Genomic DNA, 22,585 nt, shown 5'->3' with positions numbered 1-22,585 from the left:
GCTCAGCCGTTACGGAAGGCGGCGACGTGGTCGGCCACCCAGTCGGCGTACGTCCGTGCCGGACGGCCGAGGACCTTGTCGAGCTCACCCGTCGGGGGGTGCTGGTCGCGGCCGGCGTAGTGGTCGTACCGGGCCATCAGCGTACGCACGAACGGCTCGGGCAGCCCCACGCCGATCAGGTGCGCGGCGACGGCCCGCGACGGGACCTCCTCGAAGCGCAGGGGCCTGCCGAGCGCGGCGGCGATCACGGCCACCATCTCCTCGTGCGACAGCGACTCCGGCCCGGTGAGCTCCAGCCGGCGGCCCGCCAGCTCGTCGGTGAGCAGCGCGCGGGCCGCGACCTCGGCCAGATCCCGCTCGTCGAGCACGGACTCCCGGAAGCCCGCGTGCACGTAGCGCACGACGTCTCCGGCCCGGATCTGGGCGCCCCATGCCTGGAGGGTGTTGCCGGCGAAGGCGCTGGCGCGCAGGCTGGTCCAGGCCAGGCCGCTGGCGACGGCCGCTTCCTCGGCCTCCTTGTTCCGGTCTCCCCGCCAACGAGACGGCTGCAGGTCGAACGGGTCATCGATGTTCATCGCCGACAGGGCCACCACTCTGCGCACGCCCCGCTCGGCGGCCAGGGCCAGGAGCCCGTCGGCGGAGTCGCCGAAGGTGCGCGGGTGCAGGAAGACCGCCTCGACGCCGGCGAAGTGCCCGGCCATCGTGCCGGGCCGGGCCGGATCGCCCTGGACGACCTCAACGCCGTGCGGCAGAGCCGCGTCGTGCGGAGATCGGCTCACGGCGCGCACGCGGGCGCCTTCGGCGAGGAGCTGCTGGACGACGAGACGCCCGACGGCGCCGGTCGCTCCGGTGATGAGGATCATGGATTTCGCCTTCGTGAGGTCAGCGTGAGGTCAGCGCGGGCCGGTGGGCAGGAAATGACGGGCGTTGTCGGCGGCCCATTGGGCGAACGTGCGCGGCGGCCGGCCGACGACCTGCTCGACATCGCCGGTGAGCCTGGTGGCGAAGTCGCTGGGCGTGCCGTAGACCCGCAGCAGGCTCTCCACCAGGTCCGTCTCGTCGGCTCCCTCGATCTCCGCGAACGCACGGAAGAGGGCCAGCTGCGGACGCCGGTCCGGCACGCTCCACTCGCGGCGCACCTCGTCGGGGGTGAGCTCCTCGAACCGCAGATCGCGGCCGGTCGCCTCGGCGATGATCGCGACCATCCGCCGTGCGGTCAGCACCTCGGGGCCGGTGAGGTGGTAGGACCTGCCGCCGTGACCGTCCTGCGTCAGCACCGCCGCCGCGACGGCGCCGATGTCGTACTCGTCTACCGGCGGGCTCTGCCGATCGCCGTACGGCTCACGCACCCGCCCGGTGGTCCGCAGCGACTCGCCCCAGTCGTTCAGGAAGTTGGCCATGAACTGCGTCGGCCGCAGGAGGGTCCACTCCAGGCCGCTCGCCCTGACGGCCGGCTCCAGCGTGCCCTCCTGCCAGCCGCCCAGGACGGTGGCCTTGGCGACCCCGGCCCGTTCCGCGAGCGCGACGATGTCGCGTCCGTTGGCGAGAGGCCGGTAGCCGACGCCGAAATTGATCAGGTGGACGGCGGTGACGCCGTCGAAGGCTCCCTCCAGGCCGGCGGCGTCGGTGAGGTCACCGCCCACAGCCTCGACGCCGTACGGCAGGACGGCGCGGCCGGGGTCCCGGGTCAGCACCCGCACCTTCGCGCCGCGCTCCAGCAGATGGCGGACGACCTGCCGGCCGACGGTGCCGGTGGCTCCGGTGACGAGAATGGTCATGCCGAGTGCTCCTTGTCGACGTGGGTGACGCCGTCCCGCCCGCTGTGCGCGTGCGGGAACGGCCACGCCTCCTAAGAGGACCGGCGGGGAGCGAAGTGTGACATCGCGGACGGCGACAGCACTCGACTGTCAGGAGAGGTCTCGGTCAGGGGCCGGGTGAGCCAGGGTGACCACGGCCCTGACCGCGGGCGTCCGACGGCGAACTAGCCTGCCGTCCCCGTGTACTCGTACCAGTCGAAGGCGACGACGCCCTCCGCCGCGTACACGCCGATGACCCGCCCGGTGTAGCCACCCGCCACCTCAGTCGACAGGTAGCGTCCGTCGAGCTCGGCGAGCGGTGTGAAGCGGCCGTCTTCCTCGACGCCCAGCCGAACCACGTCGGGTGGTGTGCCGACCGCGTCCGACGCCGGTCCGGGGACGATGTCGATGCCGAGCACGATCGGACCGTCGGCGTCGACCGGGCAGGTCGCGACCGGCTGAGCGAGCGGGCCGATCCTGGCCAGGCACCGGACGTTGTCCGCGGTGGCCTCGATTCGGTAGTGGTGGTGCTCGTCGAGTCGTACCGCCAGGCCGCCGCAGCCGCTGCCCGGGTCCATGCGGACCCGCACGCGGCAGGTGGTGTGCTGCTGGCGTCGGCCGGCGAACGTCGGAAGCGGATCGTCCAGTGACCCGGCGCCGGCGTGCAGGGTCAGCCAGCTCGGCCGGGCGTCCAGGGAGTAGGCGTGCGGGGGCCGGTGACGGATCGAGAGCCATTGCGGCCCGAGGGTCGTGCCGTCGAAGTGGTCCCGTTCATGGACGCCGGCGGCTGGACCACCCGGAGACACGGGCGCGGGCTGCGGCCAGCCGTCCACCCACCGGACCGGAGTGAGGAAGGTCTCGCGACCCAGGACGTGGTAGCCGGGCGTGACGCCGCGGGGACGGACGCCGAGCAGCAGCATTCGCCATGACCCGTCCGGTGCCCGGACCAGGTCACCATGGCCGGTGTTCTGGATCGGTGAGCTGGTGCTGCGGTGGCTGAGGACCGGGTTGGCCGGGCAGCCCTGGAACGGACCGGTGGCCGTCGGCGCCCGGGCCACCGAGACCGCGTGACCACGCGCGGTGCCGCCCTCGGCGATCAGCAGATACCAGTTCCCGTCGATCCGGTAGAGGTGTGGCGCTTCCGGTGCGGCGAGGCCGGTGCCGGACCACAGGGGACGGGGCGCGTCGAGGATCTTTCCCCGCAGCGGGTCTATGGGCACCTGCATGATCGTGCCTGCCTCGGCGCCGAAGGTGGCGTAGGTGCACCAGCAGGTCCCGGTCTCATCCCAGGCGAGGTCCGGATCGACACCGGGCAGGCCCTCGACCACGATCGGATCCGACCAGGGGCCGGCCGGATCTCGGGCCGTCACGATGAAGTGGCCCCGGTCGGAGACGTTGGTCGTCATCAGCAGAAACAGGCCGTCGTGGTGGCGCAGGGTGGGCGCGTAGATCCCGCCGGAGGACGGCGCGGTGACCAGGCGCAACTGGGACGGCCGGTCGAGCGCGTTGCCGATCTGGGTCCATGCCGTCAGGTCGCGGCTGTGGAAGATCGGTACGCCCGGGTAGTACTCGAAGCTGGAGCAGGCCAGGAAGTAGTCGTCGCCGACCTGGCACACGCTCGGGTCGGGATGGAACCCCGGGATCACCGGGTTGACGACCATCGCGATGTCCTCTCTGTTCTAGGCGATTCTCGGGTGGAAGCAATCGGGCGGCAACTGCTGCGCGTCCGGCCGGAGACCGGGGCTCAGCGGACGAGGTCGAGGCCCGTCATGCCGGCCGAGAGCGCCCAGAGACGGGCTGCCTCGCCGTCGTCTCCCGGGCCGCCGCCGGTGATGCGGCAGTCGGCGCAGTAGTCGCCGCCGCGCCCGTCGAGCTCGCGCGATGTGGCGGCCCAGACCAGTGTCGCCGCGCCCTGTTCGGGTGTCCTGAACAGGCCGGGCGCCGGATTGCCCGCAGCGTCGATCCAGCCTGCGGCGACCATCTCGTCGATCGTGAGGTGCCGCTGCAGCGGAGTGAGGATCCAGCCGGGGTTGACCGAGAAGGCGCGGACCCCGTACGGCGCGCCCAGTCGGTCCAGGTGGCGGGCGAACAGGATGTTCGCGAGCTTGGACTGCGCGTACGCGGCCCACTTGTCATAGCCACGGGTGAACTGAAGGTCGTCCCACCGGATGCGCCAGTCCGCGCTGTAGCCCGAGGAGACCGAGACGACGCGGGCCGCACCGGCGGCTGTGAGGGCGGGCCACAGCAACTGCGTCAGCGCGTAGTGGCCGAGATGGTGCGCCTCCCAGCCGGGCCCCACCCGGGTTTCGGGGCAGGCCATGATCCCGGCGCCGGCGATCAGGATGTCGAGGGTGGCCTGCCTGCGCAGGAACCGCTCGGCGAACGCTCGTACGGAATCCAGGTCGGCGAGGTCGAGCCGGTCGATCTCGACCCCTTGGGTGCCGGCGAGTGCCTGGTGCGCCGACTCGGGCCGGCGAGCCGGGACGATGACTCGCGCGCCGGCGTCCGCGAGCGCACGGGTGGCCGCGAGACCCAGGCCGGAATAGCCGCCGGTGACAACCGCGGTCCTGCCGGTGAGGTCGCCCCCGTCGAGGACCTCGCCGGCGGTGCGGCCCGTGCCGAATGCGCTTGACCCTGTGCCGCTGGTCGTGTCGCTGGTCATGCGGCAGACGCTAGGTGCTAGACCGAGGTCTAGGTCAACTGGCTAAGATCAGCCGATGGGGGCTGAAGTTCTGCATATCGGCGAGGTGGCCAGGCGCACCGGGTTGAGCGTGCACGCGCTGCGGCTGTACGAGCGTGCGGGGCTACTCGCGGGCGAGGTGCGGCGCGATGAGACCGGCCGGCGGGTGTACAGCACCTGGGACGTCGAGTGGCTGGGCAACTGCGTGAAGTTCCGTGCCTCCGGCATGCCGCTGGCGACGATCAGCCGGCTGGCCCGGCTCGTCCGCGAGGGCAGCGGCAACGAAGCGGAACGGCTCGAGGTGCTGCGCGAGCACCGGCGCCACGTCATCGCGCAACTCGCACAGCTGCAGGACTGCCTCGACCTCATCGACGGCAAAGTGGCGGCGTACGAACGGCACCTCGCCGCCGATGGCACCGGAGAGCCCTGGCAACAGCAGCCGATGCCGGACGCCGTGACCCCGGCTCCCTGATCCCGCACACGCAGCGGAGGCAGGCCGCCCGCTGAGGAGTGGTCGACTTCAGGCACCGGTGGCGGCCGTGGTGCTCAGGGAGCCGCGACGGGAAGCACACGAAGGGCCGCGGCCTGCGCAATCGCGGGGATCGACTCCCGAACGGGAAGAAAAGTGGCGAAACGGCGTGGCGCCGCGCAGTAGGGCGGATGGCTTCGAGACAGGTCCTCGTCGCGTTTCGATCAGATCAGGCCCTGGTCGGTCCAGTTGAAGCCCTTGTTGCGGCACAGGCAGAAGGGGTGGCCGATCGGGTCGGTGTAAACCCGCCAGCCGTAGCCGTTGGGGCCCACGAAGTCCTGCTGCAGCGTCGCGCCTAGGTCGAGGACGCGGCGCTGCTCGGACTCGATCTCGTCTACTTCGAAGTCGAGGTGGAACTGCTTGGGGTGCTCGCTGTCCGGCCACTGCGGAGCGCGGTAGTCGTCCACCCGGATGAAGGCCAGCTCGATCTCGCCGAACTTGATGCCGGCCCAGTTCTCGTGGCTGCCTTCCTTGATCGGGCGGCCCGTCACCTCGGAGTAGAAGGCTGCCAGCTTCATCGTGTCCGGGCAGTCGATGATGAAATCGGTGAGTCGCAGCATCCCGCGATCTTTCCACAAGATCGAGGGAGCCTTGCCTATGAGCGAGGCCTTGGTGATCACTTCGGAGCCGCAGCGCCCCTCCGAGGCGGCGAGGCTGTTCTCGGGGGGATCCACTCGCCAAGGTCCTCACGTCGGAGGTGGGGGTCGGCCGGTGGCAGGCGGATCTCGGGGCGGTCGCCCATCCATCGGATTTGGAAGGGCAGTCGGCTTCCTTGCCGTACAGCTTCTTTGTCGGACTCGCATGCCAGAGTCACCATGATCTGTCCCGGAGAGAACAGGATTGCCATGAGCGACTACGACTGGCTCGATGACGATGCGTTCTGCGCAACCTTCGTCCGCGGCCTTACCCCGCACGAGGCGCTGGCCCGCCTTGCCATCGAGGTATTCGACGGTGATGACGAAGAGGGCGAATTCGATGAGGGTCTCATCTCTGCCCGCTTGGCCGAGGGCGGCGCCATTCTGAGCGAATGGAACGGCTTCGCCGGCACGCTGGACGAGGTGCTGCGGCCATTGTCGGCTGGGACGGTCACGGCGAGTGTCTTCGTCAACGTGAACATGGTCGCGTCTTTCGAGCATTACGTTGACAGCCGCAGGATCCTGTCCTTCGATCCGCTGTTTCCCCGCGACGAGGACGGCATTGCGGAGGACTACCTGGCCGACCGGGTCGAGCTCGGGCTGGTCGGCGACAAGTCGGAGGGCGGGCTCGCCGCTGCGATGCTGCTGGCCGAGCGCATCACCGAGGTGCGGCCGAACGCTTCAAACGACGTCGTGGCTGCCCACGGCGTTCTCGATTATTGAGCCGCTTCGGCCCCTTTCCACAGCTCGACAGTGCAGCCCCTGAAGCTTGTTCGAGCTAGGCGCCGTCGGCGGTGGCCAGGCGGGCTCGTCAGGCGGCGTGCACCCAGGTGAGAAGTTCGTAGGTGCGTCCCTTGTCGGTTACCCGGTCAGGTGCTTCGTCCGTGAGCTGGAAACCGACTCTTTGGGCTACCGCGATGCTGGCGTGGTTGTCGGGCTCGATCTGTGCGTACAGGCGAGGCATAGCCAGAGTTCGATGGGCGTGCTCAGTTATCAGCCGGACTGCGCGAGCGGCCAAGCCCTGTCCCCGGTAGGCGGCGCCGAGGCCGTACCCAAGACTGCTTGTCTCCAAGTTCAGCAAGACCTCGCCTCGCGGCTGTCGTCCATCGACGGTGATAGCGAAGTGAAGGCGCCGGCCGCCGGCCTGGGTTCTTTGGATCATCCGCAAGTACTCCTGTGCGGCGGCCAAGTCGAAGGGAGAGGGAAGCGGGGTGCGATAGGCGATGTCCGAGGTGTCGAAAAGTTCCACCATCGCCGGCGCATCATGCTCGGTCCAGTGCCGCAGCAAGACGTCGTACCCGGTCAACATGACGTCGGACATGCTCATGGATGCCTCCGGCAGGGGGAATCGTCGGGCGCATACTTTCGCATACCTCGGCATCGAAGACGCCGCTCATGCGCGTGCTGCCAGGCGATTGTCAGGCAGCATCGCGGCGGCGACGCTGCTCTGGGAGCAGGGGATAGACATGCGGGTCGTTCAGGTGATCCTCGGCCACTCCCAGCTCACCACGACGAAGCGCTACACCCACGTCACCGAGAACCTGGCCGGCGACGCCATGGCGCGGATAGGCCGGGCGCTGTGGGACGAGTGAACCCATCTCGACGGTGCGGTGGGAGAAAGGGCTCGCTTGACGGGACCTTGACGCCCCTGGCCCCGAGGGCCGCACGCCCCGGCCGTGCGGGCCTGGTGAGGCGCGCGCACGGCCGCGAATGGCAAGCCCGTGTCAAGCCGGTCTCGCGATGCTGTCGGAGACCTTATAGGTCGGCGTCGCCCGGCGTGACGGTTTCGGCCTTCGGTTCTCCTCTCCCCTTGTCTCCCCGTCATACCGACCCCTGGAGCGTTATGAGACACCACCGGCGACGGCTGCCGCTTCTCGGCGCCACGATCGCCGCCTGTCTGTCCGTACTGACCACCCCCGCGAACATCGCACTGGCCGCCCCCGCGCCCACCGCCCCGGCCGCCTCCGCCGCCCCGGGGTCCGCCCAGCCGCCCGCGGACCGGCCGGAACACCTCGACCGATCGTCCGTCCAGCCGGCCCAGCGTGACCGCGTGCTCGGCGCGAACTGGCAGAAGTCCACTGATGTCGCCGTCACCACGGCCGGTGACGCGACCGGGTTCCACGTGCTCACGGCGACGGCCGGAACGGGCTACCAGTGGCGGACCGTCGCCACGCTCAGCGAGCCCGGCATGGACACCGACCAGTGGATCGGCAACGCCTGCCTGACCGGATCCGGCAAGAAGATCGTGGCCGTCTACGCTCCGCGCCACTTCACCAACCGGTCCTGGCTGTTCAGCCGGGGCGCGTTCGCCGCGATCATCGACGCCGAGACCGGCACGGTCACCAAGCTCAAGGACCAGGTGACTCTCGCCTACTTCAACCCGGGCTGCGGCGCCGGTGACACGGTCGCGCTCACACAGGGCGTCAGCGAGCAGCGCGACACCACGCGCCTGCTCATGGTGGACACCGCCACCAAGCGCGTGACCCGGGCCGTCGTGGCCTCCGGCCAGGTCACCTCGGCCGTCCCCGTGGGAGACACGCTGGTGGCGGCGCACGGGCCGCGGCTCGTGGAGGTGCGGACCGGCGGCGAGCTGAAGCAGCTCGCGGACACGGGCTCGGTGCCCTTCGACCTCCGCGCGACCGCCGACGGCGGCGTGGCCTTCGCGGCGCGCGACGGCGCGACCGTGACGATCCGGCAGTACCTGCGCGGGGAGACCCGGGAGCTGGCGTCGGGTCCCCTGGGCGAGCTGGCGGTGCACGCCGGCACGAACGGCCGCGTCTTCCTCGTGGGCAAGACCGAGCGGCGCGGCGCCCTGCCCCAGGCCGTGTCGGTGCTGGACGCGCCGGCGACGGCCGACGTGTCCTCGGAGGGCGGTCTGGCGATCACGGCGGCGGCGCGGCGAGGACTGCGCGCCGGACCCGGCGCCCCACCCGCCGGGCGGCCGGACCCCGCCGCCTCCCAGGGCGACGACAAGCGCGGCGTCAGCCCTGACATGCCGGACGGGGAGCCCGTCGACATCACCGCGCGGGTCGTCGCGACGAAGGCGGACGTCGGCTTCGAGGTGCAGCCCGGCGCGGACCTCGCCCCCGACGCCTCCTCGGGACGTGTGGCCAACCCCCGGCTGGCGCTGACCTCCAAGACGGCGGGCGCCGCCGTGACCGCGGCCGTCACCGGGACCGTCGACCAGGGCTACACCTGCGCCGTCCCGCGCAACGACCCGGCGATCCAGGTGTACCAGCCGCACTGGCGCCAGGTGGAGTGGGCGGTGGACCAGCTCGTCTTCAAGAACCGGCTGCAGGTGACGCGCCCGAACAACTGGAAGGGCTCGGGGCTGCCCGGGTGGAACCCGCAGACCGAGTTCCCCGCCCCGGACCTGCAGGGAGGCGGCCGCATCCCTGTGTCGATCATGTTCGGCATCCTCGCGCAGGAGTCCAACCTCTGGCAGGCCCAGCGGAGTGTGCAGGAGGGCGAGACCGGCAACCCGCTCGTCGGCAACTACTACGGCGTGAACATCTACGACAGCGACCCCACCAACGACTGGGCGGTCGACTTCTCCCAGTCCGACTGTGGGTACGGCATCTCCCAGCAGACCGACAACATGAGAAAGGGTGCCCCCGGGTGGGACGCCGACAAGCAGAAGCGGGTGGCCCTCGACTACGTCACCAACATCGCCGCGGGGATGTCCACCCTGGCGAGCAAGTGGAACCAGATCTGGACCGACACCAACGGGATGGCGAAGATCAACGACGGTGACCCGTCGAAGATCGAGAACTGGTATCTCGCCGTCTGGGCGTACAACTCGGGCTGGCACGTCAAGGCCGACGCGTGGGGACGGGACGCCAACAATCAGCCGAACAACGGCGCGTGGGGTGTGGGCTGGCTGAACAACCCCGCCAATCCCGCGTATCGGCAGGACCGGCACCCGTTCCTGGACGGAAACAGCTACGCCGACGCCGCGCACCCGCAGGACTGGCCCTACCAGGAGAAGGTGCTGGGCTGGGCGGCGTGGCCGATCGCCAAGACCTACCTGGACCCCGCCACGAACAAGCTCGTCACGGAGGGCGGGTACAACTACGCCTGGTGGACCGCCGTCAGCGACCGCACCAAGGTCGTGCCCACCGTCCTCAACACGTCGTTCGTGGACGTCAACGCCTTCTGCGTGCCGGCTTCCGCGGGACCCGACAACAACGAATGTCAGCCGCCCTCGAACAACAGGCCCGGCACGTGCCAGCGGGCGGACTCCAAGTGCTGGTGGCACCTGCCCAAGACGTGGAAGACCTGCCCGTCGACATGCGGTAACGAGGCGTCGCTGCGCTACGACTCGACCTGGGCCGGAACGGAACGCGTCGAACCCACCGACATGTGGACGCCCTGCCTGACGCCCGGGCTCCCACCCGTCACCGGGGACACGACGAAGGTCCTGATCGTCGACGACGTCACCGTCCCGGCGATCCGCGGCGGCTGCGACAACTCCGGGTGGACCAACCACGGCACGCTGACCTTCGAGTTCGCCCAGGACTCCGCCGGCAGGGTGCCCGCCAGGGCCGACTTCCAGCAGCTCGGCAACGGGTTCGGCGGCCATGAGTGGTTCGGGTACACGCGGACGTGGTCCAGGAACGGCGGCGTGATGCAGGTGACCGGCACCTGGAAGCCGGATCAGGCCATCAACGGGTGGGCCCGTGTCCTCGTCCACATCCCGAAACGGCGCGCGGAGACGCAGCAGGCTCCGTACACCGTCGACCTGGGCAACGGCGTCACGGAGACCCGCTACCTGAACCAGAGCCGGGAGCAGAACGAGTGGTACAACCTGGGCGTCTTCCAGTTCGCCGGGACCCCGAAGGTGTCGCTCACCAACCTGAACCTGGAGGGCGACGGCACGGCTGCCATCTCCTGGGACGCGATCGCCTTCCAGGTGCTCGCGAAACGGCCCAAGCACTTCGTCGTCGCCATGGGTGACTCCATCACCTCAGGCGAAGGAGTCGGCAACTACTACCCCGAGACCGACTTCGAGTACCAGACCCCCCGGTGGAACGCCTGCCGGCGCAGCAAGGACGCCTGGATCAGGCAGACGGTCCTCCCGGGTGAGACCCAGACCATCGGCCAGCTTGCCGACTCCTTCGACCCGAGGCTCGACTTCGCGTTCGTGGCCTGCTCCGGGGCCTGGACGCTGGACATGACCAAGACGCAGTACGACTGGATGGATGAGCCGATCGGATCCTGGTCGGACTACCGGGGGATCGCGGACGGTCGGTTCCGGGAGGCGGCCCAGCTCAACAGCGGCTTCCTGAACAAGAACACGACGCTGGTCGCCCTGTCGGTCGGCGCCAACGACGCGAGGTGGTCCGACGTCATCGCGGAGTGCTACGTCCTCAACTGCAACGACGACGACGGTCACTTCGAGGCCGACATTCCCGCCGTGCTCAACTACCGGACGGTGTCCGGAGACCCGGCGAATGTCGCGAATATCCTCCAGCAGATCGAGAGCAAGACGGAGAACGGCGACGCGGCCCGCGGGAAGAAGGCAAAGATCGTGCTCATGGGCTACCCGGACGTGTTCGGCAGCGCGCCGAACTGCGCGCACTTCGACACCTACGAGCGGGCGACCCTGCACGGGGTCGCCGAGTACCTGGTCAACGAGACGAAGGACACCGTCCGGATCCTGAGGGACGCCGGGCTCGAGGTGTCCTTCGCCGACTCCATGCCGGCGTTCACCGGGCACGGGGTGTGCGACAGCGACAGATGGATCAACCCCGTCATGTTCACCAAGACCGGCCCGGGCGACTTCGGTGACCTCTGGGACGGCTGCATCACCGACGGGGTGCGCTGCGCGAGCCGCAGCTCCATGCACCCCACCAAGAGAGGGGCGACGGAGTTCGCGACGGTGCTCGGCAACCACCTGCGCAGTTCCGGGGTGAACTACACAGGCTGGTAGACACAGGAGAAACGGTGAGGCGGGGCACCTCGTATGGAGGCGCCCCGCCTCACCGTCCCTCCCCGTGGAGGCGCTGCCGGCGACCCGGGCCGCTGGGAACGGCCCGGGTCGCCGTTCGTCCGGCCAGGTCAGAACGCGTAGTTCCAGTCCCCGTCGGCGTACACGCCGTTGACGTAGAGATAGGTGGTCACCATGCCGACCTTGGCCCAGTCCGCGGATCCGCTGAGGGTGACGTGCCGGGTCGAGCCGATCGAGCCGCCGTTGCTGGCCGACTTGCAGGTCAGCAGGCCCCAGCTGCCGTTGTTCAGGGTCTGATGGCCGCAAACCTCCAGCGTGATCGTGGCGCCCGAGTCGCGGTAGATGTACGCGTCCACGCTCCACGAGTAGTTGCTGAAGGTGACCGTGCCCCAGCTGGCGCTGCCATCGGAGGCCGACTCGCTGAAGCTGCGGGTGACGCCGGCCTCGGCGGGCGAGGCGGTGAGGACGCTGAGGCTCAGGGCGGCCGTGGTCGCCGCAGCGGCGAGCATTCGGGTGGTCTTCATGATGTCTCCGTTTCTTTCGTGTCCCGGAGAGCATCGCCAGGGCGGCTTGACACAGGCTTGCCACTCGCGGCGGCGTGGGGGCGGGACGAGGGGTCGTCGCGGGCGGTCGCGTCAAGGGCATGTCAAGCGGCGGGGCCCGGGGTGCTCCCGGGGCCGGTCGCCCGAACCGCCGCGTCACACGCCCGGGCCGGCGAGCCTTTCCTGGAGCAGTGCCCGGTCCGGGTGTTCCAGCTCGCTGAGGATGTCGAGGGCCTGACGCCAGATCAGACGGGCGCCCCGGTCGTCGCCGGCCGCGCGCAGCACGTCGCCGAGCTTCGACAGCGTGTCCGCCTCGAAGTAGCGTTCGCCGGCCTTCCTGAACAGGCCAACCGCGCGTTCGTAGCACGAGGCCGCCTCAGCGTGGTCGGCCAGCTTCTGATACCCCAGCCCGAGCCCGTCGAGAGCGGCGGCCTGCCCGTGCAGGTCGCCGGCACGCTCGAACAGCGTCAGCGCCTCCCTGCAGTAGAGGATGGCGTGCTCGGGATGGTCGAGCAGGGCGTGGCTCTGACCGACCGAATTGAGCGCCCGGGCCTCCTCCACCGTGTCGTCGATCAGCCTGACCAGGTGCAGCGCCTGTTCGGCGTTCTCCAGCGCCTCCTGGTAACGGTCCTGGACCCCGTAGAGCCAGCCGAGGTTGTTGTAGCAGCCCGCCTGGCCGCGCACGTCCTGGAGGTCGGTGAACAGCGCGAGCGCGGCGCGCAGGTTCGCCTCCGCCGCCTCGAACATCTGCATCTGCGTGTACGCGGAGGCGAGGTCGCGGTGGCACAGGGCCTGACCGGCGAGGTCCCCGGTCCGGCGGGCCGCGTCGAGCGCGACGGTCTCGGCCTTGGCCCACTCGTCCCAGAAGCCGCGCCGGTCGAGAAAGTCGACCATGGTCCAGGCGAGCCGCCAGGCGTGCGCCGGGAAGCCCTTCGCCACCGACCACGGGACCATCGCCTGCAACACCGGACGTTCCTCGGCGAACCAGGTCATGGCGTGGTCGTAGTCCGGGTGCTCCTGGGGGGCCGCCCCCGGGGCGGGGGGCGCGAGACCGAGTGGGTCCGGGCGCGGATTGATGACCATCGCGGCCACGTGCGCGGTGTGCAGGTAGTGGTCGAGCAGCCGCAGCGGCGCGGCACGGCCCTCGTCGGCGCTGTCCCGGTCGGCGAGCTCCCTGGCGTAGGCGCGCAGCAGGTCGTGCAGGGCGAACCGCCCGGGGAGGTTCTCGGTGACCAGATGGGCGCGGGCCAGTTCCGTGAGCAGGTCGCCCGCCCGCCCGTGCGGAAGCCCGGCCAGGGCGGCGGCGGCCCGCGTGGAGACGTCCGGCCCCGGGTGCAGCGCCAGCAGGCGGAACAGGCGCGCGGCCGGCGCGCCGAGCGTGCGGTACGACCAGGAGAACACCCCGCGCACGTCCGTCGCCCGGTCCTCGCCGCCGAACGGGTCGAGCTCGGCGCCCGCGCCGCGTACCCGCGCCACCAGGTCCGCCAGCGGCAGGTCCGGCTCGGTGGCCGCGCGTGCCGCCAGGACGGCGAGGGCGAGGGGCAGGCGCGCGCACAGCGCGACCAGATCGTCGGCCGCCTCGCCCTCGGCCGCGAGCCGCGGCGCGCCGAGGCGGGCGGCCAGCATCTCCCGGGCCTCCCCGGGCGACAGCAGGCCGATCGTGAGCGGCTGCGCGCCCTCCGCCGCGACCAGCCCGGTGAGGGGATCGCGGCTGGTCACCAGGACCAGGCACCTCGCCCCGCCGGGCAGCAGGGGACGGACCTGCTCGGCGTCGCGCGCGTTGTCGAGCACCACGAGCACGCGCCGTCCGGCCAGAAGACTGCGGTACAGCCCGACCAGCGCGTCCGAGTCCTGGGGGATCCGCTCGGGCGGGGTGTTCAACGCGCCCAGGAAGCGGCGCAGCGCGTCGAACGGATCCACCGGCGCGGCGTCCGGATCGAAGCCGCGCAGGTTCACATAGAGCTGCCCGTCCGGGAACCGGTCCCACACTCGGTGGGCCCAGTGGACGGCCAGCGTCGTCTTGCCCACCCCGGCGGTCCCCGACAGGCAGCAGACGGTCATCGACGCGGCCCCGGCGAGGACGGCGTCGAGCCGGGCGACCTCGGCCGTCCGCCCGACGAAGTGGGGGAGGTCCGGCGGGAGCTGCGCCGGCACCGGAGGGCGGGGCCGCGCCACGGCCGTACGGGCCGGGTCCGGCGTCCGGGCATGCAGCGAGGCGTCTCCGGCGAGGATCATCTGGTGGAGCCGGCGCAGCTCCGCGGTGGGTTCCAGGCCCAGCTCGCGGCTGAAGTGGGCACGCGCCCTGCGGTACACCGCCAGCGCCTCGGGCGGACGGCCGTCGCGGTAGAGCGCCACCATGTAGGCCCGGATCGGCCTCTCCCTGTCGGGGTGCCGCAGCACCAGGTCGGCGAGCTCGGGCAGCAGCTCCCGGTGCCGGCCGCAGTCCAGCTCGGCCTCCAGGCAGGATTCCAGCGCGGACAGCCGCAGCTCCTCGAGCCCGACGCCGACCCGATCACGCATCCGCTCGTTCGCCACGTCGGCGAGCAGCGGACCGCGCCAGTAGGACAGAGCCTCCCGGAGCAGCCGGGCCCGCTCCTCGGGGTCGGACGTCCGTTGCCCCCGTCCGACGCCCTCCCGGAACCGATGGACGTCCACCGCGCCGGGGTCGGTCTCGGCCAGGTAGCCGTCGCCTCGGCGGAGCAGCCGGAACCCGCGTCCGCCGGTGCGGTCCGGGTCCAGTGTGCCGCGCAGTCGCGCGACGTGGCTCTGCAGTACGCCGCGCGCGTTGTCCGGCGGCTCGCCCTCCCACAGGAGGTCCAGTAACCGCCCGACGGGGATGACCCGCCCGGTGTCGAGCAGCAGCAGCCCGAGCAGGCACCGCTCCGCCCGCCGCCCGAGTGCCACCTGTCCGTCGACGTCCCATACCTCGACGGGGCCGAGGAGCCGGAAATCCATGCTGACCTCCCCGCCCGCTGACGGCCGCTCCCGTGGGGCGGCGGCGGGTCATCGGCGTTCCGCGACGGTGGCGGCCCACAGTCTATTCGTGCCCGCCGACATATGATCAAGGCGGTGCCCGGCGCCGTGCGAACCTCTTGTCCCCGGGCGCCTTCACGTGGCCCGTACGGCCCGATGCGGACCACCATCCCGGGCGCGGATTAAACGGCTTCGCCGGCACGCTGGACGAGGTGCTGCGACCACTGTCGGCCGGGACGGCCACGGCGAGTGTCTTCGTCAACGTGAACAAGGTCGCGTCCTTCGAGCATTACGTTGACGGCCGCAGCGTTCTGTCCTTCGATCCGCTGTTTCCCGGCGACGAGGAAGGCCTTCCGGAGGACTACCTGGCCGACCGGGTCGAGCTCGGGCTGGTCGGCGACAAGTCGGAGGGCGGGCTCGCCGCTGCGCTGCTGCTGGCCGAGCGCATCACCGAGGTGCGGCCGAACGCTTCAAGCGACGTCGTGGCTGCCCACGGCGTTCTCGATTACTGAGCCGCTTCGGCCCTTTTCCACGGCTTGATCACGGCACAGCTCATACGCGGTACATCCTGGATGAGGCCAAGTGACTGGTTCGACGATCGTTCCGCTCGATGTCCTGCTGGACGATCTCGTCAACCTGAAGGCCGACAGGCGCCTTGTCTTGATAGGTGTGGATGGGGAGGATCAGGAAAGAGCACGCTGGCCCGTGCTAAGGCCGCCCGCCTCCCTCAGGCCGGCTTGGTCCACATCGACGACTTTTATCGGCCATCTTCCTCTCCTGAATGCCAACCCGATCATCCCTGGTTCGGGACGGTCGCGGCATTTTTTGACTGGCCCCGGATTCAGCGTCAAGTCACCCGTGAAGAGCTATGCGGTGCATACGATCTGCGCGTATGGGTGGAGGCTCCCTATGAGGTGCGGCTGGTACGCGGCATCGAGCGCGATGGCGAGAGCGCACGGGATATATGGGAGAAGGAGTGGATGCCGGCCGACGCCGAGTACGCACAGGCCATGACCCCGCACGAGCACGCCCACCTGATACTCGACGGCGGCCCGGATGCTACGCGGCGGGCTTTGCGGGGATACCCACGTGGACCCGGTTCCATCCTTACGATGAGGAGCAGAGTATGACCATGGACGCTCCCACCGGGCTGCTCTACGTGCTGAGCGTTGGCAAGGAAAAGGAACTGATCCTCCGCGTACACGGCACGATGCCCGCCGTCGAGAAACTCGTCAGCTGGATGGAGCAGGGCACCGTGGTGTCGCTCCAGATCTCCCATGAAGGCGAGCCGGGCACATTCACCTACGTGGTCAACTTCAAGCACGTGGTGGCAGCCCGCTTCGCTCCCTACGCGACGACACGGATCAGCAGTTTCTGAGTCGTCGCGTAGGCCCTGATCGCCCCTCGTCTTCCGGGCCACACGCCGAAGAGCCGGAGATCCTTCGCTGAAACCGCTCCGGCTCGTCCCCGCTACGGCGGCGCGCCGCACGGCGATCGACCACATGCCGCAGATAAGCGTCGGGCGACTCCAAGAACCGCCGCCAATGGTCGACCAGGTGGAGCTCCCTCCACGCGACACGGTGGATCCCATCGTCGTCCAACTCGAGGATCTGTGCCCCCGGGAGACTGGCCAGGACCGGCGAATGCGTGGCGCAGATGATTTGCCCGCCCTCGCGGGCAACGCGGTCCATCAACGCGACCAGGCGCAGGCAGGAGGTGAACGACAGGGCTGCCTCCGGCTCATCCATCAGGTACAGGCCGGGTCCGGCGACCATGCGGTCCAGCACGGTGAAGAACCCCTCGCCGTGCGACTGCTCGGTCAGGTCCTCCTCCCAGAACCCGTGCAGGCCGGACACGTTCTGCCCGAGGTTGAACAACGTCTCGGCGCGGAAGAAGAACGCCCGCCGCTTGGTACGCGGGCCGCGGATCAGGCGCAGCCCCGAGGTGGTTAACTCGGCGCGCAGCACCTGGCCGAGCGGCGTCGCCTCCCCGGTGGAGGCGTACCGGGTGCCGGCCTTGCCTCCTTCGGCGTTGATGCCGCACACGTCGGCGACGGCCTCGACGAGCGTGGACTTCCCTGAGCCGTTCTCCCCGACGAGGAACGTCACGGGGGCGGTGATGTCGAGCCCTGCGCTGAGGTGCTGGACGGCGGGAATGGTGAATGGCCACCGCCTCGGCTGAGGCGGCGGCACGCTCAGGCGGGTGATCAGCACGGTCAGCTCCGCGAGGCCCGTGCCAGGAGCGCGCGTGAGCACGGCCGGTCGGGCGCGTAGCTGAGGAGCTCGGCGCAGATCGTGGCCGGGAGTTCGTCCCACTCGACGGACGCGATCAGGACGGGCGTGGACACCCCGGTGATCGCGGCCGCGTCCCGGTTGCCTGTCCCCGCATCGCCGTGGGCCCAGCCGTGGTGTTCGGCGGTGCGGACCCGGAACCGGCCGTCACCCGCCGTGGCGGCCTTTCCGACGATGCGGTCATGCCTGCCGAACCGGGCGACGCCGAGCTGCTGCGCGCCCTCTTCCCGGAGGCGGCGCAGGAACGCGCGCTCCTGCCCGGGGCTGGTCATGACAGGTGTGGCCTCCGACGAGGTGGGCTTCGGCCGGCAGTTGCTATCAGGGTTGCACAGCCGCTTGTCCGGATCGCAGGACCTGTAGCTGGTGACCTGCCGCAGGTCGTCATAGCCGATGCCGCGACCCCGGCCTGCGGTCCGCCGGCGACCGTGACTGACCGTGGTCGACCGCCCCTGACGGCACGGCCGCGTTGGGCCGTGCCCGCTTGACTCTCGGGTAGGCCGAGACCGGATGCTGTCTGGGTGAGCGGCGACGATCTTTTGAGCATCGGTGTTTTCGCCTTGGTCAGCGGCCTGTCGATCCATGCCTTGAGGCACTACGACGAACTCGCCCTGCTTCGGCCGGCGGTCGTCGATCCGGTCACTGGTTATCGTCGCTACCGCCCCGAGCAGGTCCGGCAAGCTCGCCTCATCTGTGCGCTGCGGCGCGTCGATATGCCAATCGACGCCGTTCGCCTCGTGATGGACGACCCAGACGATGAGGCACTGCGCACCCTGCTGCATTCGCACCGAGAGCGGCTGGTGAATCGTGTCGAGGCTCTTTCCCGCATGGTCCACGTTGTGGATCACTACATCGAACATGGAGTGGCTATGCCCGACTTGAAGACCCCTCGCATCGTCCAGGTGACCATCAACGTCGCAGACCTCGCCGAGTCCATCACGTTCTATCGGGCGGCGTTCGACGCGGTGTTCAACGAGGAGATCTCATCGTTCCAGTTCGGTGTCTGGCCGAGTGAGGACTTCTTTCTCCTGACTGTCGCACATGAGCTCAACGAGCATGGCAAGCACGATGGCCCAGCCGGAGTGTCCCGATTCGGTCTGCTCGTCGATGACGTGGACGCCGCGCACCGCCGTGCCGTTGATGCCGGGGCCATCGAGGTCTCCCCACCGGCGGATAAGTTGTGGAAGCCGCGTTCCTCATGCGTGGCAGATCCGAGCGGAAACCGCATCGACCTTTATCAAGGCTGACGGAAACCCGCCGATGCCGCCGGAGGCAGGTCATTGTGATCTTCGAGTGACCATCCAGAGATCGTAGAGGGTCAGGCTTTTGGCATGCCGACTCAGCGATCAACGCTCTGGATTTGCTGTTTGCTGGGCTACTTTGCTCTAGCCGTCTTCACGTGGGTGGCTGTATGGCAGGGGTGGTTCGTAATAGCGGTGTTCCTCGGCGCTCCACCTCGCTTTGTCTGGGAGGCTCTCTTGGCTGCTGTGCCGCCTGGCTGGCCGATCCCGGTATGGGGGTTCGCAGTGGTTGTCATCTGTCAGGCCGGCGTTGCCGTCTTGGTGTGGTGTTTGCGGCAGGCCCAGACGGGAGTCCGCCACATACTCGCACGTTTCCTTAATGTATTACTGCTGGTCACCGCGTCGCTGATGGCTATCGGATGCCTGATCGAGGTCGCGTTCTGATATCGGTGGATCAGAGCGCATAGCCGGCGGCCGGAATCTGCCGGCGGTCAGGGCCGGCCCAAGCCGCACGCCCGGTCCACGAGCGGCTCAGGGCCACGATGCGCAGCCCCTTGGTGATAACCCGGAGCCGGAGCGCCCCGCGACGGAGGCGTAATTGTCCCAGGCGCACCCCGCTACAGTGGCCGTTGTGACTCACGGTCTTTCCCTCCTCGATCGGCTTTAGGGCGCCTCACCCGTCCCGGGCGAGCTGCCGCATCGGGACGATACCGCCCACCCCCGGACCCCGTCTTACGCGCAACCGACGGCGCTGAGTGGAGCGTAAAAGGCAGACGACATTTTCCTGATTCTGGTCAAACTCTCCCATGAACCCGCAGAACATTAGACAAATCTGAACGAAAGGTATGCCCGGGTCGGGCAGAGTTGTACTAGAGAGAGACGGGGGAGGATGAAGCTGGTCATGGATGTCGCCGACCGCGAGGACCTCACCCTTCTCGAGCGGGCCCACGAACGTTTCTGCGCCGGCGAACCCGTCGAGAGCGACGTTCGGCCCTGGGTGCTGACCTCATGGGAGCGCAGCCGGCACTTGGGTGTCGTGTCATACCATATGCCCCCCGTGTACGACTCCGACGTCGACCTGCACAGTAGGCTCGCGCAGGCGGCCACGCCCGTGCTCGACGAGCTCGAAGCCCGCCTTTCCGGCATCAAGGTGGCCGTGGTCCTCGGTGACGAGCACGCCCGGGTGCTGCAGCGCCGGGTCGGCGAGCCGGCGCTCCTGCGGGGGCTCGACGACAACCAGGTGCTACCCGGCTTCGAATTCTCCGAGCAGGCCATCGGCACGAACGGCCTGGGCACCGCACTGGCCGAACGGCGTCCCGTCCTCGTCTGGGGGCGGGAACACTACCCGGACTCCATGAGCGGGCTGGTGTGCGCGGGCTCGCCCATTCGCGACCCGATCAGTGGCCGCGTCGAGGGCGTGCTCAACCTGGCGTGCCTGGACAAGTTCGCCGACCCGGCGATGCTCGGCGTCGCCGTGAACGCGACCGACCGCATTGAGGAATGCCTGCTCGAACAGATCTCGCAGCGGGAGCAGGCGATGCTGCGCGCGTTCCTGGAGGCCCGGCGCCGGGGCGGCGAAGTGGGCGCCGTCACCGCCCAGCCGATCGACCGGGCCGGCCCGATCCTTTCGCACGACCGGCTACGCCTGCTGGAGAAGGCCACGGAGCTGATCTCCGCCGGCCAGGCGGTCGTCGCGGTGGTGCCGTTGTCGGGGGGCCGCACCGCCACCCTGGTCAGCCGCGTGATCGAGAATCCCGACGGAACGCGCGGCATCGCCGTGGAGGCCATCTTGACCGACGGCTCATTCTGGCACGTGACCTCCGGCTCCCGTGGGGATCACGGTGACGCATCGACGACGCGCCGAGGACCACTCGCCCGAGCGGCCACACCTGTGCCCGTCCACCAGCCCCCCACCGCCGAACCCGCCCTCGCCGCTGGTCCGGCATCCACTGTTTCGGCCCCGCGCGTCCCGGAATCTCCTCTGACAGCTGCTCCTCTCCCGGGCGCCCCTGTTTCCGACACCGCGGCCGATCGGTGGTTGCTCGCCGTGGGCGAGCCCGGTGTCGGGCGGCTCGCCGTCAAGGCGCGCGAACGGCTCAGCCTGATCTGGGAGGCCGGCTCCCGCGTCGGTACCAGCCTGGAGGTCACGCGGACGGCTCAGGAACTGGCCGAGGTCGCCGTGCCCCGCTTCGCCGACTTCGTCGCCGTCGACCTGCCCGACCCCGTGCTACGTGGCGACGAGCCCGGCGTGCTCGACGCCGGGCTGCGCCGCATCGCCCTCGCCACCACCCTGCGGAACTTCGACCTGGAAGACGTCGGCGCGCTCACCCACCCGCCGCCGACCACGCCGCAGGGCCGTTGCCTGGCTGACGGGCGGTCGGTGCTCGAAGTTGAGCTGGATACCACGTTCTGGTGGACGCCGCAGGACCCGGAACGCGGCCGGAGAGTGCGTGAACAGGGCATTCACTCGCTCATGGTGGTGCCGATGCGGGCCCGGGACGTCACGCTCGGCGTGGCGAGCTTCTACCGTTCCCGGCGCATGGGCGCGTTCGAGGAGGATGACCTGGCCCTGGCAGAGGAACTGGTCGGCCGTGCTGCGGTGTGCATCGACAACGCCCGCCGGTTCACCCGGGAGCACACCATGGCGGTGACGCTGCAGCGCAGCCTGCTACCCCGGGGGTTGCCAGAGCAGGACGCGCTGGACGTGGCCTGGCGGTACCTCCCGGCGGAGGCCGGGGTGGGCGGGGACTGGTTCGACGTCATCCCGCTACCCGGCGCCCGCGTCGCCCTCGTTGTGGGCGACGTGGTCGGCCACGGCCTCCACGCCGCCGCCACCATGGGCCGGCTGCGCACCGCGGTCCTCAACTTCTCCGTTCTCGACCTGCCGCCGGACGAGCTTCTGGCCCACCTGGACGACCTGGTCACCCGCATCGACAACGAGGAGAGCACCCGTGACGGCCCGGAGACCCACGAGTGCGAGGCGGTGACCGGGGCGACCTGCCTGTACGCCATCTACGATCCGGTGACCGGGGCGTGCACGATGGCCCGGGCCGGCCATGTGGGCCCCGCGGTGGTCCATCCAGATGGCACCGTCACATATCCGGACGTGCCGGTCTCCCCTCCGCTCGGCTTGGGCGGCCACCCCTTCGAAACCACCGAGCTGCGCCTGCCCGAGGGCTCCCAACTGGTGCTGTACACCGACGGACTGATCGAGGACCGGCACCGGGACCTCCAGGCCGGGCTGGATGAGCTGCAAGGGGCGTTGGAGGGGGCCGCGGGGCGCACCCCGGAGGAGACGTGTCAGGCGGTGATCGACACGACACTGCCGCCACACCCCTCCGACGACATCGCGCTGCTGGTGGCGCGTACCCGGAAGCTTTCGCCATCAAAGGTGGCGCACTGGGATGTGCTACCAGACCCGGCGGCGGTGGCCTCGGTGCGTACCGAGTGCGGGGCGCAATTGCAGGCGTGGGGATTGGAGGACATCGGGTACACCACGGAACTGATCCTCAGCGAGCTGATCACCAACGCGATCAAATACGGGACGCCACCGATCACAGTACGGCTGCTGCACAGCCGCAGTTTGACCTGCGAGGTGTCCGATGGCAGCAGCACCTCGCCACATCTACGCCGAGCGGCCACCACCGACGAAGGCGGCCGCGGCCTGTTCCTGGTCGCCCAGTTCGCCCAACGCTGGGGCACCCGCTACAACCCCCGCGGCAAAGTCATCTGGGCCGAACAACCCCTCCACGACGGCGCCGCTGCCGCCACCATGGACGACACACCTGCCGACACCCTCCTCGCCCAGTTCGACGACCCCACCCTCTGACCTTGTCTTTTGACGTGCGCCACGAGCGCGGCGGAAGGTGAGGTTCGACTGGATCCGCGTCGCTCGCCTGTCCAGTGCCAGAACTGCAGATCTCCGGATAGGCAAAACGCCTGCCCGTGAAC

Annotated in this window: 18 protein-coding genes; 8 read left to right on the top strand and 10 right to left on the bottom strand. The window is 69.7% G+C overall.

Annotation, left to right across the window (positions count from 1 at the left end; genetic code table 11):
• Window positions 1-2: 2 nt before the first annotated feature.
• The 4 genes from ACIBK1_RS40085 to ACIBK1_RS40070 all read right to left on the bottom strand — a co-directional run bounded on the left by ACIBK1_RS40085 (window position 3) and on the right by ACIBK1_RS40070 (window position 4,458).
• The gene (locus tag ACIBK1_RS40085; protein WP_396740865.1) at window positions 3-863 is read right to left on the bottom strand and encodes an NAD(P)H-binding protein; all 861 of its coding nucleotides are present in this window, start codon (window positions 861-863) and stop codon (window positions 3-5) included.
• A gap of 30 nt (window positions 864-893) precedes the next feature.
• Entirely contained in the window at window positions 894-1,778 is an 885-nt protein-coding gene (locus ACIBK1_RS40080) for an NmrA family NAD(P)-binding protein (protein WP_030509802.1), read from the bottom strand.
• Window positions 1,779-1,981: 203 nt separating this feature from the next.
• A complete protein-coding gene (locus ACIBK1_RS40075) occupies window positions 1,982-3,457 on the bottom strand; it encodes a glycoside hydrolase family 43 protein (RefSeq protein ID WP_396740863.1) in 1,476 nt (491 codons plus the stop codon).
• Between the two features lie 83 nt (window positions 3,458-3,540).
• Window positions 3,541-4,458, bottom strand: coding sequence for an SDR family NAD(P)-dependent oxidoreductase (locus ACIBK1_RS40070; RefSeq protein WP_396740861.1), 918 nt, complete (start codon window positions 4,456-4,458; stop codon window positions 3,541-3,543).
• 55 nt (window positions 4,459-4,513) lie between these two features.
• Here ACIBK1_RS40070 and ACIBK1_RS40065 point away from each other — a divergent pair, with 55 nt between their 5' ends.
• Window positions 4,514-4,948, top strand: a complete 435-nt coding sequence (locus tag ACIBK1_RS40065; RefSeq protein ID WP_396740859.1) for a MerR family transcriptional regulator — start codon at window positions 4,514-4,516, stop codon at window positions 4,946-4,948.
• A gap of 221 nt (window positions 4,949-5,169) precedes the next feature.
• Here ACIBK1_RS40065 and ACIBK1_RS40060 read toward each other — a convergent pair whose 3' ends face one another.
• Window positions 5,170-5,679 (bottom strand): VOC family protein, encoded by a 510-nt coding sequence (locus ACIBK1_RS40060; protein ID WP_239105040.1) that lies wholly within the window; start codon window positions 5,677-5,679, stop codon window positions 5,170-5,172.
• Between the two features lie 171 nt (window positions 5,680-5,850).
• Between ACIBK1_RS40060 and ACIBK1_RS40055 the strand changes: the two genes are divergently transcribed.
• Window positions 5,851-6,363, top strand: a complete 513-nt coding sequence (locus ACIBK1_RS40055; protein WP_396740857.1) for a DUF6461 domain-containing protein — start codon at window positions 5,851-5,853, stop codon at window positions 6,361-6,363.
• An 88-nt stretch (window positions 6,364-6,451) separates the two neighbouring features.
• Here ACIBK1_RS40055 and ACIBK1_RS40050 read toward each other — a convergent pair whose 3' ends face one another.
• Window positions 6,452-6,967: a GNAT family N-acetyltransferase gene (locus ACIBK1_RS40050; protein ID WP_396740855.1), complete on the bottom strand. Its 516-nt coding sequence runs from the start codon at window positions 6,965-6,967 to the stop codon at window positions 6,452-6,454.
• On the opposite strand from ACIBK1_RS40050, the gene ACIBK1_RS40045 reads away from it, so the two are divergent.
• Both ACIBK1_RS40045 and ACIBK1_RS40040 read left to right on the top strand, forming a co-directional pair.
• The gene (locus ACIBK1_RS40045; protein ID WP_396740853.1) at window positions 6,864-7,232 is read left to right on the top strand and encodes a tyrosine-type recombinase/integrase; all 369 of its coding nucleotides are present in this window, start codon (window positions 6,864-6,866) and stop codon (window positions 7,230-7,232) included. The two genes, ACIBK1_RS40050 and ACIBK1_RS40045, sit on opposite strands and share 104 nt — an antisense overlap.
• A gap of 251 nt (window positions 7,233-7,483) precedes the next feature.
• A complete protein-coding gene (locus tag ACIBK1_RS40040; protein ID WP_396740851.1) occupies window positions 7,484-11,572 on the top strand; it encodes a golvesin C-terminal-like domain-containing protein in 4,089 nt (1,362 codons plus the stop codon).
• Between the two features lie 128 nt (window positions 11,573-11,700).
• Here ACIBK1_RS40040 and ACIBK1_RS40035 read toward each other — a convergent pair whose 3' ends face one another.
• The gene (locus tag ACIBK1_RS40035) at window positions 11,701-12,114 is read right to left on the bottom strand and encodes a hypothetical protein (protein WP_030512551.1); all 414 of its coding nucleotides are present in this window, start codon (window positions 12,112-12,114) and stop codon (window positions 11,701-11,703) included.
• Between the two features lie 174 nt (window positions 12,115-12,288).
• A complete protein-coding gene (locus ACIBK1_RS40030) occupies window positions 12,289-15,087 on the bottom strand; it encodes an AfsR/SARP family transcriptional regulator (protein WP_030512552.1) in 2,799 nt (932 codons plus the stop codon).
• 32 nt (window positions 15,088-15,119) lie between these two features.
• Between ACIBK1_RS40030 and ACIBK1_RS40025 the strand changes: the two genes are divergently transcribed.
• Window positions 15,120-15,617, top strand: coding sequence for a DUF6461 domain-containing protein (locus ACIBK1_RS40025; RefSeq protein ID WP_396740849.1), 498 nt, complete (start codon window positions 15,120-15,122; stop codon window positions 15,615-15,617).
• A gap of 614 nt (window positions 15,618-16,231) precedes the next feature.
• Window positions 16,232-16,483 carry a hypothetical protein gene (locus ACIBK1_RS40020; RefSeq protein WP_076440278.1) on the top strand — a complete coding sequence of 84 codons (252 nt, stop codon included), beginning with the start codon at window positions 16,232-16,234 and terminating at the stop codon, window positions 16,481-16,483.
• On the opposite strand, the gene ACIBK1_RS40015 is transcribed toward ACIBK1_RS40020, so the two are convergent.
• Window positions 16,470-17,318: an AAA family ATPase gene (locus ACIBK1_RS40015; protein ID WP_396740847.1), complete on the bottom strand. Its 849-nt coding sequence runs from the start codon at window positions 17,316-17,318 to the stop codon at window positions 16,470-16,472. The two genes, ACIBK1_RS40020 and ACIBK1_RS40015, sit on opposite strands and share 14 nt — an antisense overlap.
• Window positions 17,319-17,320: 2 nt before the next feature.
• Window positions 17,321-17,668 (bottom strand): hypothetical protein, encoded by a 348-nt coding sequence (locus ACIBK1_RS40010; RefSeq protein WP_396740845.1) that lies wholly within the window; start codon window positions 17,666-17,668, stop codon window positions 17,321-17,323.
• A 246-nt stretch (window positions 17,669-17,914) separates the two neighbouring features.
• Here ACIBK1_RS40010 and ACIBK1_RS40005 point away from each other — a divergent pair, with 246 nt between their 5' ends.
• Together ACIBK1_RS40005 and ACIBK1_RS40000 are read left to right on the top strand one after the other, a co-directional pair.
• Window positions 17,915-18,640, top strand: coding sequence for a VOC family protein (locus ACIBK1_RS40005; RefSeq protein ID WP_396740843.1), 726 nt, complete (start codon window positions 17,915-17,917; stop codon window positions 18,638-18,640).
• 1,051 nt (window positions 18,641-19,691) lie between these two features.
• The gene (locus ACIBK1_RS40000) at window positions 19,692-22,463 is read left to right on the top strand and encodes a SpoIIE family protein phosphatase (protein ID WP_396740841.1); all 2,772 of its coding nucleotides are present in this window, start codon (window positions 19,692-19,694) and stop codon (window positions 22,461-22,463) included.
• Window positions 22,464-22,585: the final 122 nt, after the last annotated feature.

The organism is Microbispora rosea (genome assembly GCF_044460045.1).
GTDB lineage: Bacteria > Actinomycetota > Actinomycetes > Streptosporangiales > Streptosporangiaceae > Microbispora > Microbispora rosea.
Note: the sequence above shows the minus strand (reverse complement) of the source record. Positions and strands in the feature narration are given on the sequence as shown.

What these genes read in the sequence shown, in the direction of transcription:
- ACIBK1_RS40085 (WP_396740865.1), bottom strand. Translation starts at nt 863, where the DNA reads ATGATCCTCATCACCGGAGCGACCGGCGCCGTCGGGCGTCTCGTCGTC.
- ACIBK1_RS40080 (WP_030509802.1), bottom strand. Translation starts at nt 1,778, where the DNA reads ATGACCATTCTCGTCACCGGAGCCACCGGCACCGTCGGCCGGCAGGTC.
- ACIBK1_RS40075 (WP_396740863.1), bottom strand. Translation starts at nt 3,457, where the DNA reads ATGGTCGTCAACCCGGTGATCCCGGGGTTCCATCCCGACCCGAGCGTG.
- ACIBK1_RS40070 (WP_396740861.1), bottom strand. Translation starts at nt 4,458, where the DNA reads ATGACCAGCGACACGACCAGCGGCACAGGGTCAAGCGCATTCGGCACG.
- ACIBK1_RS40065 (WP_396740859.1), top strand. Translation starts at nt 4,514, where the DNA reads ATGGGGGCTGAAGTTCTGCATATCGGCGAGGTGGCCAGGCGCACCGGG.
- ACIBK1_RS40055 (WP_396740857.1), top strand. Translation starts at nt 5,851, where the DNA reads ATGAGCGACTACGACTGGCTCGATGACGATGCGTTCTGCGCAACCTTC.
- ACIBK1_RS40045 (WP_396740853.1), top strand. Translation starts at nt 6,864, where the DNA reads ATGTCCGAGGTGTCGAAAAGTTCCACCATCGCCGGCGCATCATGCTCG.
- ACIBK1_RS40050 (WP_396740855.1), bottom strand. Translation starts at nt 6,967, where the DNA reads ATGAGCATGTCCGACGTCATGTTGACCGGGTACGACGTCTTGCTGCGG.
- ACIBK1_RS40040 (WP_396740851.1), top strand. Translation starts at nt 7,484, where the DNA reads ATGAGACACCACCGGCGACGGCTGCCGCTTCTCGGCGCCACGATCGCC.
- ACIBK1_RS40035 (WP_030512551.1), bottom strand. Translation starts at nt 12,114, where the DNA reads ATGAAGACCACCCGAATGCTCGCCGCTGCGGCGACCACGGCCGCCCTG.
- ACIBK1_RS40030 (WP_030512552.1), bottom strand. Translation starts at nt 15,087, where the DNA reads ATGGATTTCCGGCTCCTCGGCCCCGTCGAGGTATGGGACGTCGACGGA.
- ACIBK1_RS40020 (WP_076440278.1), top strand. Translation starts at nt 16,232, where the DNA reads ATGACCATGGACGCTCCCACCGGGCTGCTCTACGTGCTGAGCGTTGGC.
- ACIBK1_RS40010 (WP_396740845.1), bottom strand. Translation starts at nt 17,668, where the DNA reads ATGACCAGCCCCGGGCAGGAGCGCGCGTTCCTGCGCCGCCTCCGGGAA.